The organism is Micromonospora sp. NPDC001898, assembly GCF_042891255.1.
GTDB lineage: Bacteria > Actinomycetota > Actinomycetes > Mycobacteriales > Micromonosporaceae > Micromonospora.
The window spans coordinates 41,381-54,543 of record NZ_JBIATC010000005.1; the positions used below are offsets into that span (position 1 = coordinate 41,381).

General features: G+C 74.3%; 17 protein-coding genes. 12 read left to right on the plus strand and 5 right to left on the minus strand.

The features are described from left to right. Positions 1–8: 8 nt before the first annotated feature. Complete coding sequence (locus ACFYZF_RS13245) at positions 9–416, minus strand: CoA-binding protein (RefSeq protein ID WP_387019444.1); 408 nt, start codon at positions 414–416, stop codon at positions 9–11. 275 nt (positions 417–691) lie between these two features. Between ACFYZF_RS13245 and ACFYZF_RS13250 the strand changes: the two genes are divergently transcribed. Further along, a complete protein-coding gene (locus ACFYZF_RS13250; RefSeq protein WP_387019447.1) occupies positions 692–1,111 on the plus strand; it encodes a thiol-disulfide oxidoreductase DCC family protein in 420 nt (139 codons plus the stop codon). On the opposite strand, the gene ACFYZF_RS13255 is transcribed toward ACFYZF_RS13250, so the two are convergent. From ACFYZF_RS13255 to trxA, 3 genes are all read right to left on the minus strand, one after another. Then, a complete protein-coding gene (locus ACFYZF_RS13255; RefSeq protein ID WP_387019450.1) occupies positions 1,075–2,004 on the minus strand; it encodes an MFS transporter permease in 930 nt (309 codons plus the stop codon). The genes ACFYZF_RS13250 and ACFYZF_RS13255 overlap by 37 nt on opposite strands. Beyond that, positions 2,001–2,441, minus strand: coding sequence for a hypothetical protein (locus tag ACFYZF_RS13260; RefSeq protein WP_387019453.1), 441 nt, complete (start codon positions 2,439–2,441; stop codon positions 2,001–2,003). Before ACFYZF_RS13260 ends, ACFYZF_RS13255 begins: the two co-directional genes overlap by 4 nt. 169 nt (positions 2,442–2,610) lie before the next feature. Next, a complete protein-coding gene (trxA, locus tag ACFYZF_RS13265) occupies positions 2,611–2,973 on the minus strand; it encodes a thioredoxin (protein WP_387019455.1) in 363 nt (120 codons plus the stop codon). 547 nt (positions 2,974–3,520) lie between these two features. On the opposite strand from trxA, the gene ACFYZF_RS13270 reads away from it, so the two are divergent. The 11 genes from ACFYZF_RS13270 to ACFYZF_RS13320 all read left to right on the plus strand — a co-directional run bounded on the left by ACFYZF_RS13270 (position 3,521) and on the right by ACFYZF_RS13320 (position 12,172). Then, positions 3,521–4,036, plus strand: coding sequence for a MaoC family dehydratase (locus tag ACFYZF_RS13270; protein ID WP_387019458.1), 516 nt, complete (start codon positions 3,521–3,523; stop codon positions 4,034–4,036). A 71-nt stretch (positions 4,037–4,107) separates the two neighbouring features. Continuing rightward, positions 4,108–4,644, plus strand: a complete 537-nt coding sequence (locus ACFYZF_RS13275; protein ID WP_387019460.1) for a hypothetical protein — start codon at positions 4,108–4,110, stop codon at positions 4,642–4,644. A gap of 88 nt (positions 4,645–4,732) precedes the next feature. Then, positions 4,733–5,356 carry a TrmH family RNA methyltransferase gene (locus ACFYZF_RS13280; protein ID WP_387019463.1) on the plus strand — a complete coding sequence of 208 codons (624 nt, stop codon included), beginning with the start codon at positions 4,733–4,735 and terminating at the stop codon, positions 5,354–5,356. Between the two features lie 170 nt (positions 5,357–5,526). Next, positions 5,527–6,210 carry a DUF6758 family protein gene (locus ACFYZF_RS13285; protein WP_387020365.1) on the plus strand — a complete coding sequence of 228 codons (684 nt, stop codon included), beginning with the start codon at positions 5,527–5,529 and terminating at the stop codon, positions 6,208–6,210. Positions 6,211–6,327: 117 nt separating this feature from the next. Beyond that, on the plus strand, positions 6,328–6,486 hold the full coding sequence (locus ACFYZF_RS13290; RefSeq protein WP_165878125.1) for a hypothetical protein: 159 nt from the start codon (positions 6,328–6,330) through the stop codon (positions 6,484–6,486). Between the two features lie 6 nt (positions 6,487–6,492). Further along, positions 6,493–7,365: a PH domain-containing protein gene (locus tag ACFYZF_RS13295; protein ID WP_387019466.1), complete on the plus strand. Its 873-nt coding sequence runs from the start codon at positions 6,493–6,495 to the stop codon at positions 7,363–7,365. Between the two features lie 105 nt (positions 7,366–7,470). Then, the gene (locus ACFYZF_RS13300; protein WP_387019467.1) at positions 7,471–8,307 is read left to right on the plus strand and encodes a SigE family RNA polymerase sigma factor; all 837 of its coding nucleotides are present in this window, start codon (positions 7,471–7,473) and stop codon (positions 8,305–8,307) included. A 50-nt stretch (positions 8,308–8,357) separates the two neighbouring features. Beyond that, positions 8,358–9,599 (plus strand): hypothetical protein, encoded by a 1,242-nt coding sequence (locus ACFYZF_RS13305; RefSeq protein WP_387019470.1) that lies wholly within the window; start codon positions 8,358–8,360, stop codon positions 9,597–9,599. Positions 9,600–9,646: 47 nt separating this feature from the next. Further along, the gene (locus ACFYZF_RS13310; RefSeq protein ID WP_387019473.1) at positions 9,647–10,525 is read left to right on the plus strand and encodes a PHP domain-containing protein; all 879 of its coding nucleotides are present in this window, start codon (positions 9,647–9,649) and stop codon (positions 10,523–10,525) included. 32 nt (positions 10,526–10,557) lie between these two features. Beyond that, positions 10,558–11,172, plus strand: a complete 615-nt coding sequence (locus ACFYZF_RS13315; protein WP_387019476.1) for a MarC family protein — start codon at positions 10,558–10,560, stop codon at positions 11,170–11,172. Positions 11,173–11,260: 88 nt separating this feature from the next. Further along, a complete protein-coding gene (locus ACFYZF_RS13320) occupies positions 11,261–12,172 on the plus strand; it encodes a RecB family exonuclease (RefSeq protein WP_387019478.1) in 912 nt (303 codons plus the stop codon). A gap of 115 nt (positions 12,173–12,287) precedes the next feature. Here the strand turns inward: ACFYZF_RS13320 and ACFYZF_RS13325 are convergent, their stop codons facing one another. Beyond that, positions 12,288–13,136 (minus strand): oxygenase MpaB family protein, encoded by an 849-nt coding sequence (locus tag ACFYZF_RS13325; RefSeq protein WP_387019481.1) that lies wholly within the window; start codon positions 13,134–13,136, stop codon positions 12,288–12,290. Between the last annotated feature and the right edge of the window lie 27 nt (positions 13,137–13,163).

The following is a 13,163-nucleotide window of genomic DNA, read 5'->3' on the forward strand; positions in this document are numbered from 1 at the left end:
CGCTGGGATCAGCCGAGGCGGGTCAGCCCGGCGGCGGCGCGCTCGACGATGAGGCAGCGGTCCTCGACATAGTCGATGCCGGCCTTCTCGGCGATCCGCCGCGCCTCGGGCGAGACGATGCCGAGCTGCAGCCAGACCGCGGGCGCGCCGATCGCCACCGCCTCGCGGACCACCTCGACCGCGTCCCGGGCGGGACGGAACACGTCGACCAGGTCGACCGGGTGCGGAATGTCGGCCAGCGACGCGTACGCCCGCTCGCCGAACAGTTCGTCGACCATCGGATTGACCGGGATGATCCGCCAGCCGTGCCGCTGCATCTGCGCCGGCACCCGGTGCGCGGCCTTGCTCGGGTCGCGGGACGCGCCCACGACGGCGATCACGGCGGAATCGGCGAGGATCTGCTGAGCGGTACGCACCCGCCGACTCTAACCCCGTCGCTCAGCCCTCCGGCCGCGAGCACGCTACGCAGCCGGGCGTGCTCCTGCGGCGCGTGCCGGACGGGTCGCGCCGGGCAGCGCCGGCGGCAGGGGTGGGGCCGCCGGCGCTGCCCGCTCGGAACCGCCCTCGTCCGGGGGAGCGGAGAGGTTGTCCCAGCGCATGGCCATTATTCGAACACGTGTGCGAAATAAGCGCAAGTGACCTACCGGACACCAGAACCCCGGCGGTCATCCGGCCGGGGGAGGATGGAGCCATGGAGACGTCGACCTTCGTCTACGACGGCGACTGCGCGTTCTGCACGAAGTGCGCCCAGTTCATCGAGCACCGCATCCCCACCGGGGCGCGGGTGCTGCCCTGGCAGTTCGCCGACCTCGAAGCGCTGGGCCTGACGGAGGCCGCGTGCGAGGAGGCCGTGCAGTGGGTCGGCGCGGACGGCTCCCGGGCCGCCGGCCCGGACGCGATCGCCAGGCTGCTCGGCGACAGCGGTCCGCTCTGGCGGGTGGCCGGGGCCGGCCTGCGGTTCCCGCCGGTCCTCGCGGCGGCCTGGCCGGCGTACCGCTGGGTGGCCCGCAACCGGCACCGGCTGCCGGGCGGCACCGCCGCGTGCTCGTTGCCCCAGGAGGCGCGGGAGCGGCTCTACGGGCCGGCCGGCCGGCCCACCACGGACGCCTGACCCGGACTGGCCGTGGCCGGGGCCGCCTGCGCCGGCTCCGATCCGCCGTTCCCGCGCGGGCCGGGTCGGCGGCGCCCGCCGAGCCGTCGGGCCCAGAGCACCGGGCGCACCCGCTCCAGCGGCAGGAAGCCGGCCATCGCCACCAGGTGCGGCGCGAACGAGATGGTGATCGTCGCCATGGTGACCAGGTGGAACGAGTAGAAGAAGCCGATCATGGCCTGCCGCCAGCGCTCGGACAGCAGGAAGACCACCGGGCTGAGCAGCTCGAAGGCGAGGATGCCGAACTGCGCCACGAGCAGCAGGTACGGCACCCCGGCGATCAGGTCGGCCAGGTCGGTGCCGCGCCGGATGATCGCCCGAGCCAGCACCGAGCCGGTGGCCCAGTCGAGCCCGCCGAACCGGAACTTGGCGAACGCGGCCAGAAAATACGTGCAGATCACCGCGATCTGGGTGACTCGCAGCGCCCAGCCGCCGGCCTCGGTGCGCGTCGGGTCGCCGTGCCGGGCCCGCCCGGCGGCGGGGAGCACGGCGAGCGCGACGAGCAGGCCGAACCGGTCGTGGTCGACCTTGCCGTAGCTCATCGCGATGATCATCCACTGCAGGTAGAGCGCGAAGACCGACCAGCCGAGCAGCCGGTGGGCGCGCCCCGTCGCGGCGAGCGCGGCGAGGAGCAGCAGGGCCCAGAAGATCGCGGCGACCAGCGCCGGGGTGGGGGTGGGCAGCGGGAGCGCCCGCCCGACGAGCAGTGGCTGGTAAAGCTCGCCGGGCACGCTGGCCCGGGTGCGCACCCAGGGGGTGAAGAACACCAGGTCGGCGGCCACGAAGAGGTAGATCAGGGTGCGGAAGGCGGCCACCCGGCCGCGCGGGACCGCCTCGGTCAGCCAGCCGATCACCGGTCCGCCTGCCAGCTGACCACCGTCTCGTCGGCCCAGCGGCCGGTCGGCCGGCCGCCCTCGATGCCGTACCAGCGGATCACGATGCGCACCTCGACGAGCCCGGCGGCGTCGGGGTGGCGCTCGGCGTACGCGTCGGCGACCTGGCGCAGCCGGTCCGGCTCGGCGACGTACCGGCTCTGCTGGCCCTCGATCTCGGCGCGGCGGATGCCGGTGGCGTCCTGGCCCAGGTCGACCACCGCGCCGGTGCGGTCCACGCCCTCGACGCGGGTGTCCGGGGCGGGGGCGTCGGGCGGGTCCGAGGTGGAGTACATCCGGAACGGGCCGAACGGGAAGTGGTCGTCGCTGCCCCAGGCCGTGCCGGCGAGCAGCATGGCGAGGCCGAGCGCGGTCGCGCCCAGCCGGACCGCCCGGCCACGCCGGGTCAACGTCTCCATCGGTTCAGGACCATACGGGATGGATCGGCTGGCAGGGGTCCCTCCGTCGGCCGGTCGGCACCGGCCGTAACGGTACTTTCCGACCACCGCGACGACCGGTCCCGGCGACGGCCCTACCCGGGACGCGACGACGGCCGGGCCCGGGGGCCCGGCCGTCGCGGTGGTCGGTTCAGTGGTTGTGCTCGGCCAGCTTCTTGCGGACGTCGTCCATGTCGAGGCCCTGAACCTGCTCGATGAGGTTCTCCAGGGCGGACTCGGGCAGGGCGCCGGGCTGGGAGAAGACGATCACGCCGTCCCGGATCGCCATGATCGTCGGGATGGAGCGGATGTCGAACTTGGCGCCCAGTTCCTGCTGCGCCTCGGTGTCGACCTTGCCGAAGACGATGGCCGGGTGCTTCTCGGAGGAGCGCTCGTAGACCGGGGCGAACCGCTTGCACGGGCCGCACCACTCGGCCCAGAAGTCGACGAGGACGATGCCGTCGCTGCCCGCCACCTCGTCGAAGTTCCCCGTGGTCAGCTCAACGGTTGCCATTTGCACTCTCCGATCACCGAGGAATCAACTACGCCTCCTGAAACCAGGACGGGTACCCACGAATTCCCGGCCGACCGGTGCCGAAACCCGCAGGCCGGCGGGGAGGGAGCCCGGGGCATCGATCCGCATCTGTCGGCCCCGGCGTGTGGCATGCACATGCATGACGCATTTGCGTGACGAGCCGTGATGGGAGCGCTTCCACGATCGTCTGCCCAGGCGGCGGCACTGCGCTGGTGATCTGATGCCTGACTAGCGCCGATCCGACCTGCGGAGATCGCTCCGGAACCGGTTGACGGTCACGCAGAGTATTGTTACGAAAAGATAAATGTGACGTCGGTCTCTGTTCGTTTGGCACCGCCGTACGGCAGAATCTGTCGCATCAGAGCGTGGGCGGCGGGTGCCGGGGAGGGCCCCGCCGCTCATTGCGTCTCCCCCCAAGTGCCGCCGCCGGTGTGACATTTCCTCGGCCGGCCGGCCTCGGCCCCCGCCTTAACACTCGATAAGGCATGCTGGCCCGAACTCTGTCGCCGCCGTTAAGGGGACATCGATGCAGTTCGGCCGCTACTACGAGGAGTTCGAGGTCGGCGCGGTCTACCGGCACTGGCCGGGCAAGACCGTCACCGAGTACGACGACCACCTCTTCTGCCTGCTCACCATGAACCACCACCCCCTGCACCTGGACGCCCACTACGCCGAGTCGGCGAGCCAGTTCCAGCGCAACGTGGTGGTCGGCAACTACATCTACTCCCTGCTGCTCGGCATGTCCGTCCCCGACGTCAGCGGCAAGGCCATCGCGAACCTCGAGGTCGAGTCGCTGCGGCACGTGGCCCCGACCTTCCACGGCGACACCATCTACGGCGAGACCACCGTGCTGGACAAGCGCGAATCCGGCTCGAAGCCCGACCGGGGGGTCGTCTCCGTGGAGACCCGCGGTTACAAGCAGGACGGCACCATGGTCTGCGTCTTCCGCCGCCGGGTGATGGTCCCCAAGCGGGAGTACGCGGCCAACGCCGTCGGAGAGGGCGTCGACCCGGAGCGGCCGAGCTTCCCCGAGCCGCGCTGACCCTCCCGTCCGGCATCGGGCCCCTCCCGCCCTCTTCCGCGGGTTGGGGCCCTTTCCCTGGTCGGAGGCTTATGCTGGCGCCGGAGGTCCCCATGAGCCACTCCGTCGCCGGAGAGCCGCCCTCTGCCGGCCGCCGCGCCGCACCGCTGACCACCGCCGTCTACTCCGCCGCCGAGTGGGATCTGCTGACCGGGCTGCCCGGCCGCGTGCTCGTCGCCGCCGCCACGCCCGCCCCCGGACGCCCGGCGCGGGGCGTCGTCGCCGGGCTCGCCGGCCTGGACGCCGTGGCGGCGGGCCGTGCCTCCGACAGCGACCTGGTCCGTGCCGTGGTGGCCGCCATCTACGCCCGACACGACGGGGCACCCGCCCCGGCCGGCCGGCTCACCGACCTCGTCGATCTGCTGGCCGCCTGCCGGGCCTCGGTGCGGGTGCTGCGCCGCCGGGCCGACCCCGCCGACTCGGCCGCGTACCGGCAGTGGGTGCAGTCGGTGGCGGCCCGGGTCTGCCGGGTCACCGTCGGCGGGGTCCCGGCCCCGGCGGACGTGCCCACCGCTCCGGCCGACCGGCGCTTCCTGGACCGGCTCTGCGGTGCGCTCGACCTGGGCTGATCAGGCCGCCGTCCCCGCCGGCCCGCGACCGGCCCCGCGGGCACCCCACGGCCGGCGGCCGGCGGGCGGACCGTACCCTCTTCAGACCGTGACGGGTGACCAGCTCGAAGTCGGCGTGGGGCCGTGGCCCGGCGACCGGCCGGACGACCCCCGGTACGACCCGGAGCTACTGTCCGAGGGCGACCGGCGCAACGTGGTGGACCGGTACCGGTACTGGCGGCGGGAGGCCGTGGTCGCCGACCTCGACCGGCGCCGGCACGACTTCCACGTGGCCGTCGAGAACTGGCAGCACGACTTCAACATCGGCACGGTGGTCCGCAACGCCAACGCCTTCCTCGCCGCCGAGGTGCACATCGTCGGGCGGCGGCGGTGGAACCGGCGCGGTGCCATGGTGACCGACCGGTACCAGCACGTCCGGCACCACGAGACGATCGACGAGTTCGTCGCCTGGGCGGTGGGGCGGGACCTGCCGGTGGTCGGCATCGACAACCTGCCCGGCTCCCGACCGCTGGAGACGACCACCCTGCCGCGCCGCTGCGTGCTGCTCTTCGGCCAGGAGGGCCCGGGGCTTTCCGAGACCGCCCGGACGGCCTGTGACCAGCTCTTCTCGATCGCCCAGTACGGCTCGACCCGATCGATCAACGCCGGGGTGGCCAGCGGCATCGCGATGCACGCGTGGGTCCGGGCCTACGCCGGCCCGCCGCCCGACTGAGCCGGTGTCCACACCGGTCCGCCGCCCGGATCCGGGCGGGGCGCCGGCCCGGTGACCCTGCGCCGCGGTCGGGCACGGTCGGTGGAATCCCGCCCCGACGCGCCGGGGAAACGGCCGCTCGACTTGACTGCCCGGCCGTCCGGGGTGACGGTGGAAACGTGAGTGTCACGGTGAGTTGTCCGAGGTGTGGTGGATCCGTGCGGGAGCCGGACCTCATGCACACCGAATGGCGGTGCCTGCGCTGCGGCCCGGTGCCACCGTTGCACGTGCCCGAGAACATCGGCGCGGAGATCATGGCCAGCGTGGTGGACCGGGTCGCCGCCGCCGCGCCCGGGGCGGAGCCGGCCACGCCGGTGTGGTGCCCCTGGCCACTGCCGCCCGGCTGGACCCTGACGGGCGTGGCGTACGCGGGCGACGAGCGGACCGGGGTACGGGCCACCGCGATCGCCTGCGCCGGTCCCGAGCCGCTCGGCGGCGGCCCCGCCGATCTGGTCTTCGTGGCCGAGGAGCCGGGCGTGGGCCTGGGCACCCGGCTGGCCGGGCTGGCGGGCCCCGATCCGGGCCCGCAACTCGCCGAGGCGTTGAACGAACCCGGCCCCGGGCATCCGGAGCACATCGGACAGGCCAGGATCCGGGTGGCCGGCCATCCGACTCCACTGTGGCTCGTGAATTCTCCGACAGATCGAAGCGCGTACGCCGGCGAGGCTCGGGGAATGTGGCTCCATGCGATAGCCTGGCCGGCGAGTGCGGGGCATCTGCTCGCCGAGGACGTGGAGTTGCGCGACCTCACGGAGTGGACGCCGTCCGAGCTCGTGTACGGCGCACCGTCCCCGTACCTGCACGGGAAGGCCTGACAAGTCTCCCGTTCTGTCGGGGAACGGACGCAAAGATTCACTGTACGACACCTTACTGATACTCTGGGTGCCGCTGCGGTAAATGGACCCGGCGCCAGCGCGAGAGGATGGCCCGCCATGGTCAAGAAGGTCCTCACCTGGGCCGGTATCGCATTCTTGATCTTCTTTGTCGCCTACCGGCCGAACTCGGCCGCAGACGTCTTCAAGTCGATCGGTGGCGGCATCATGGACATCGCCCAAGGCTTCGGCGACTTCTTCACCAGCCTCATCGCCTAGCCGCCGATGGGAAGCCCCTCCGGCCCCCCCTTCGATCCCGACGACCCCGACCGGGGGCGCCGGGAGCGAGACACGGAGCCGATTCCCCGGGTCCGGCCCGACGACGTGCCGGGTTCCCGTTCTGGTCCCTCAGACGGCCCCCCGTTCTCCGACGACGTCGGCTACGGCGACGGTCCGTACGCGGGCGAGGAGCGCTCCGGGCGTGCCTGGGTCCGCGACCCCGAGGCCGGCTACCAGGCGCCGCAGATCTCCGAGGAGGAGCTGGCCGGCCTGCGGGTCGACGCCTCCGGCATGCCGCTGGGCCCCCGGCGGGTCCTCCCGCTGGAGGACGAGCCCAGCTCGCTCGTCGCCCGCTACCTCTTCCCCACCGAGCGGTACCGGGGCGAGTGGAAGCGGCACTGGATCCACCTCACCACGCCGATCCTGGTGGGCATCGCCGCGACCTTCGTCCTCGGCTACCTCTCCGGCTTCCTCGCCGGGCGGGACGTGGGCGCGCTGACCACCATCGCGGTGCTGCTCTGGTTCGCCGTGATGGGCTGGGTCGCCTGGCGGGTCGCCGACTGGTGGTACGACCGCTTCATCCTGACCAACAAGCGGGTGATGGTCGTCAACGGCATCATCACCCGCAAGGTCGCGATGATGCCCCTGGCCCGGGTCACCGACATGAAATACGAGCAGAGCCCGACCGGCCGCGCGCTCAACTACGGCACCTTCGTGCTGGAGTCCGCCGGCCAGGACCAGGCGCTCCGCGAGATCAAGAACCTGCCCAACCCCAACGAGCTCTACCTGCGCGTCGTCGAGGAGATGTACGAGCCGCAGGCAGTCGAGGCGCGGTTGGGCAAGGAGGCGGACGAGGCCAAGGCCGACGACGGCGCCTGACAATTCCGTCCGAACATCGGAGAACAAGGCACCAATCGCCGTCGACCGACGCGCCCCGGCGTGGCAGCCTGCCAGCAGGGCACGGGGGCGCGGCGGGAGGTGGGCGTGGCCGGTAGGGACCCGCTGGAGGAGGATTTCCGTGAGTTCGTCGAGGCCCGTTCCGGTGCCCTGCTGCGCACCGCGTACCTGCTCACCGGGGACTGGGCCACGGCCGAGGACCTGCTCCAGACGGCCCTGACCAAGACGTACCTGGCCTGCCGGCGGCTCGGCGGGATCGACGCGATCGAGCCGTACGCCCGCCGGGTCATGGTCAACACCTCGACGAGCTGGTGGCGGCGACGCTGGCACGGGGAACGGCCGACGGAGGTGCTGCCCGAGCGGGCCGGGACCGACGAGATCGAGCAGCAGCTCGACCGGGACGTGCTCTGGCGGCACCTCAGGGCGCTGCCCAGCCGGCAACGGGCGGTGCTGGTGCTGCGCTTCTACGAGGACATGTCGGAGGCGCAGACCGCCGCGCTGCTGGAGATCTCCCCGGGAACGGTGAAGAGCCAGACGTCCCGGGCGCTGGCCACCCTGCGCCGCCGACTGGGCGAGCAGGCGGCCCTCGACCTGCCCGACCTGCCCGGGTCGGCGCGGTCCGCCGGCCGGGAGGCGCCGCGTCGCCCGTCCCGGGCTGCGGCGTCCGACGCCCCCGTCCCGGGCCGCGCCGGGCCGCGCCCCGGCGCGTCCCGGACGCCGCCGCTCCGTCCCGCCCCGGCCGGGGAGCCGTCCCGCGTGCCCGCGCCCGCCTCGTCCCGCGTGCCGGCCGATGCCCAACGTGCCGCCGGGGCCCCACGCCGCAGCGGCCACCCGAAGGACTCGGCGCCGGTGGCCGCACCCACCCCGCCGGTCGCCGACGCCGTCGGGGCGTCGACCCGGGCCGTCGGCGCGGAGAGGCGGTGAGCGGCGTGCCGATCCCCGCTGACAACCGGACGAGGGGCCCCGGGCGTCCAATGGATGTGCCGACAGAGGAGCTGGAGCGCGCGGTCCGGGAGACCCTGTCCCGGCAGGCCGCCACGCTCCGACCCCTCGCAGTGGACCCGGCCGGGCTGGCCATCCGGCGCGCCAACCGCACTCGTCGCCGCCGCACCCTGACCGGCATCGCCCTCGCCGGGGCGACCACCGCGCTGGTCGGTGCCGGCATGGCACAGTTCGGTGCGCAGGCGGGCCACCCGACCACCCCGACGGTGGTGCTCGGCGACCCGCGTGGGGCCACCGCCAGCCCGACCACGCACCTGGTGGCGAGCCCGTCGGCCGGGTCCGCCCGACCGCTCCCCGGCCCGGGCGGCACCGCCGTTGACCTGATCGTCGGCACGACCCTGCGCACCACCCGGGGCGAGAGCATCCCGCTCGGGCTGGGCGCGGTCGACCGGGCCCAACGCATCCCCGACCAGGGCGGCTGGCTGGTGGTGAGCGGTCCGACCGCGGCGGGCCGGACCCTGCTCTCCGTGCGGCCGGACGGCAGCAGCCAGGCGCTCCTCGCGGGCGCGGAGGCCATTGCCGTCGCCACCACCGGCCGGCAGGTGGCCTGGCGGGACGGGGACCGGATCACCCTCGCCGGAATCGTCGGCGACCGGCTGGTCGCGGTCACCAGCACGCCGGCCCGTGGGCCGTCCGTCCCGGTCGGCTTCGTCGGCGACGCCGTCCTCGTGCGCCTCGACCCCAGCCGTCCCGGGTACGCGGTGTGGCGACCGGCCGCGGGCGGGCTCTCCGCCGGGACCGGGGACGACGTCCTAGCCGTCCACGGGACGCTGCCGGACGGCCGGGCGATCGGCGTGGTCACCACCGGTACGCCCGGCCGGCCCTGCCTGGCGCTGCTCGACCCCGCCCGGAACCTCGCCGTGACCCGTACCGCCTGCGGGCCGGTCCTCGACGCCGACGGGTTCGGCGTGGTCTCCGCCGACGGGCGCTGGCTGCTGGCCAACGGCCGCACCGGCGCGTCGAAGGCCACCGGGGCGCTCCTGGTCGACCTGGCCACCCTCGACGGGACGCCGGTGGCCCGCCGAGCCGGTCCGGCGGTGGCCGGCGCGGCGGCCTGGACCCCGACCCGGACCGCCGGGTACGTCGACGGGCGCGGCTGGCTCGTGCAGGTGCGCACCGACCGGGTGCTCGCCGGGGAGCAGGCCGACGCCGCCCCCGTGGCCGGCGTCGATTCGGGCGGCCGGCCGGTGGTCGTCACCGACGTGATCCCCTGACCTCCCGCCCTGGCCGGGGCCGTGCCGGCGGCGGGTAGCGTCGGGCGATGACCGCGCACCCCGGGCCGGCGGCCCGCATCGACCTGCACACCCACTCGACGGCCAGCGACGGCACCCTCACCCCGGACGAGCTGGTCCGGGCCGCGGCCGACGCCGGACTGGACGTGCTGGCGATCACCGACCACGACACCACCGCCGGCTGGGCGCCTGCCGTGGCGGCGCTGCCTCCCGGGCTGACCCTGATCCGTGGCGCGGAGATCTCCTGCCGCTGGTACGGGGCCGAGCCGGCGGTGGCGCTGCACCTGCTCGCGTACCTCTTCGACCCGGACCACCCGGAGCTGGTCGCGGAGTTGACCCGGATGCGGGCCGGCCGTGAGGTGCGCGGGGAGCGGATCGTCGAACTGCTGCGCGCCGACGGCGTCGAGGTGAGCTGGCCGGAGATCCTGGCCGGGGCGGCCGGTGGGACGGTGGGCCGGCCGCATATCGCCCAGGCGCTGATCCGGGCCGGGCTGGTGACCACCACCATCGAGGCGTTCGGGTCGGCCTGGCTGGGGGAGCGCTACCGGCTGCCCAAGGAGGACCTCGACGTGTTCCGGGCGGTCCGGCTGGTCCGGGCGGCCGGCGGCGTACCGGTCCTCGCCCACCCGAGGGCCAGCCGGCGGGGGCCGATCGTGCCGGACGGGCTGATCGTCGAGCTGGCGGCGGCCGGTCTCGCCGGCTTGGAGGCCGACCACGAGGACCACTCGCCCGCCGAGCGGGCGCACGTGCGGGCGCTCGCCGCCGAGCTGGGCCTGTTCGTCACCGGCTCGTCCGACTTCCACGGCACGCACAAGACCGTCCAGCTCGGCGCGTTCACCACGGCCGTCGAGGTGTACGAGCGGATCCTGGCCGAGGCCGGCGGGGTGACGCCTGTCGCTTCGACCTGATCCGCCTTCACCCGCGCGGCTACCGTGTCCGGGTGGATCCCAAGCTCTTCGGCGAGGTCTTCGTGACCCTGCTGGTCATCGTCGACCCGCCGGGCATGATGCCGATCTTCCTCGCGCTCACCGGGCCGCTGTCGGCCCGGGACCGGCACCGGGCGGCGTGGCAGGCCGTGGCGCTGGCGCTCGGGGTGATCGTGGTCTTCGCCGTGGCCGGGCAGACCCTGCTCGCCTACCTGCACGTGGACCTGCCGGCGCTCCAGGCGGCCGGCGGGCTGCTGCTGGTCCTGGTCGCCCTGGAGCTGCTCACGGGCAAGGCCGACGACCCCACCCAGCAGTCCACCTCGAACATCGCCCTGGTGCCGCTGGGCACCCCGCTGCTGGCCGGGCCGGGCGCGATCGTGGCGACCATGCTCTTCGTCCAGCAGGCCGACCGGGCCGTCGACTACGGCGCCATCGCGGCGGCCATCGTCGCGGTGATGCTCACGGTCTGGCTCGTGCTGCGCTTCTCCGGCGGGATCGTCAAGATCCTGCGGCCCGGCGGGATCGAGGTGCTCACCCGGATCGCCGGCCTGCTGCTCGCCGCCATCGCGGTGCAGCTCATCGCGGATGCCATCGCCGCCTTCGTCACCCAGTACGTGAACATGGCCTGACCCGGCCCGCCCCCGGCCGCCCGCCGTCTGCCCCGACCCGCCGACCGGGTCGGGCGGACCGTCGTACCGGGGTGGCAGGATCGGTGGGGTGCGACGAGCCTCCTCACCCGGACGATCCACCTCCGGACGGGCCCCCCGGGCCCGCGCCGGCCAGCCCGAGCAGCTCGGCTTCGACGGCATGCCGGAGCGGCTGTTCGTCTGCACGCCCAGCAAGCTCGGCGCGTACGCGGACTGCCCCCGCCGCTACCGCTACTCGTACGTCGACCGGCCGGCGCCGCCGAAGGGCCCGCCCTGGGCGCACAACTCGCTCGGCGCGAGCGTGCACACCGCCCTGAAGAACTGGTACGCGCTGCCCGCCGACCGCCGGCGACCGGAGGCGCTGGTCGCGCTGCTGAAGGGCACCTGGGTCCGCGACGGTTACCGCGACGACGAGCAGGAGCGGGAGGCGTACCGGCGGGCGCTGGGCTGGCTGGAGTCCTACGTCGCCACCCTGGACCCGGAGGCCGAACCGGTCGGCGTCGAGCGGGTGGTGGCGGTCAAGACGGCGGTGCTGGCATTCAACGGCCGCACCGACCGGATCGACTCCCGACCCGGCCCCGACGGCCCGGAGCTGGTGATCGTGGACTACAAGACCGGCCGCGCCGGGACGGACGCCGACGACGCGCGCGGCTCCCAGGCGCTGGCCCTTTACGCGTACGCCGCCGAGCGGGTGTTCCGCCGGCCGTGCCACCGGGTGGAGCTGCACCACCTGCCCACGGGGACCATCGCGGCGCACGAGCACACCGCCGAGTCGCTGACCCGGCAGCTCACCCGCGCCGAGGAGACCGCGCGGGACACCATGGTCGCCGAGCGGGCGGTCGCCGACGGGGCCGACCCCGACGAGGCGTTCCCCACCACGCCCGGGCCGCGCTGCGGCTGGTGCGACTACCGCCGGACCTGCCCCACCGGCTCGCAGACGCCGGGCAAGGAGCCCTGGGCGGCGATGGAGCGCACGGCCTGACCGCCTGACGGCCTGACCGGCACCGCGCCGCCTGACGGCCTGACGGCACCGCGCCGCCTGACGGCTCGGCCGGCACCGCGCCGCCGCGGTGGAGGCGGGCCAGGACCGGCGGGCGTCAGGCGGCGACGCCCGCTGCCCGCGCCTTTGCGGCCTGCTGCAACGGACCCTCCCGCCAGCGGCGCGGCAGGGCCGCCAGGGCGAGCCGCAGGGCGCGCACGCTGAGGTCGGCCGACAGTTCGGTGGTCGGCAGCCCCAGCCCGCCGTACATCCGGCGGGCCCAGGGCGGCAGCAGCGCGAACGCGGTGCCGGCGACGCCGAGGTACGCGAACCGGGCCGGCCCGAGGCTCAACCCGACCCGGGCCGGGAGGTTGAGCTTCCACGGGATCGGCGGAGCGGTGAGGAAGACGGCCGTCTCCGCCGCCTCCCGGGTGATCCGCAGGTCCGGTCGGATCCGCCGGTAGTACTCCGCCACCTCCGCGGCGGTGCCGGGCACGTCCGCCGGGTCCAGCCCGACCAGGGCTGCCACCCGGCGCTGCTCGCCGTAGTAGCCGTCCACCTCGGCGTCGGTCAGCCGCAGCCCGGCGCGGCGGGCAGTGCTGAGGAACGACTCCACCTCGGCCACGTGCACCCAGCGCAGCAACTCCGGGTCGTCGACGCGGAACTCCTCCCCGGTGGCCGGGTCGGTGGCGCGCAGCCGGGCGTGCAGCCGGCGTACCCGCGCCCCGGCGGCCTCGGCCTCGGCGGTGGTGCCGTAGATGGTGGTCGCCACGTACGTGGCGGTGCGGACCAGCCGCCCCCACGAGTCGGCGCGGTAGTCGCTGTTCTGCGCCACCCCGGCGACGGCCCGGGGATGCAGCGCCTGGAGGTAGAGCGAACGCAGGCCGGCGACGATCAGGATCGGCTCCTCGTGCACTTTCCACGTGACCGATCCCGGACCGAACAGGCCGAGGTCATCGGAGTCCACCCGACCAAGGGTGCCACGCCCCGAGCC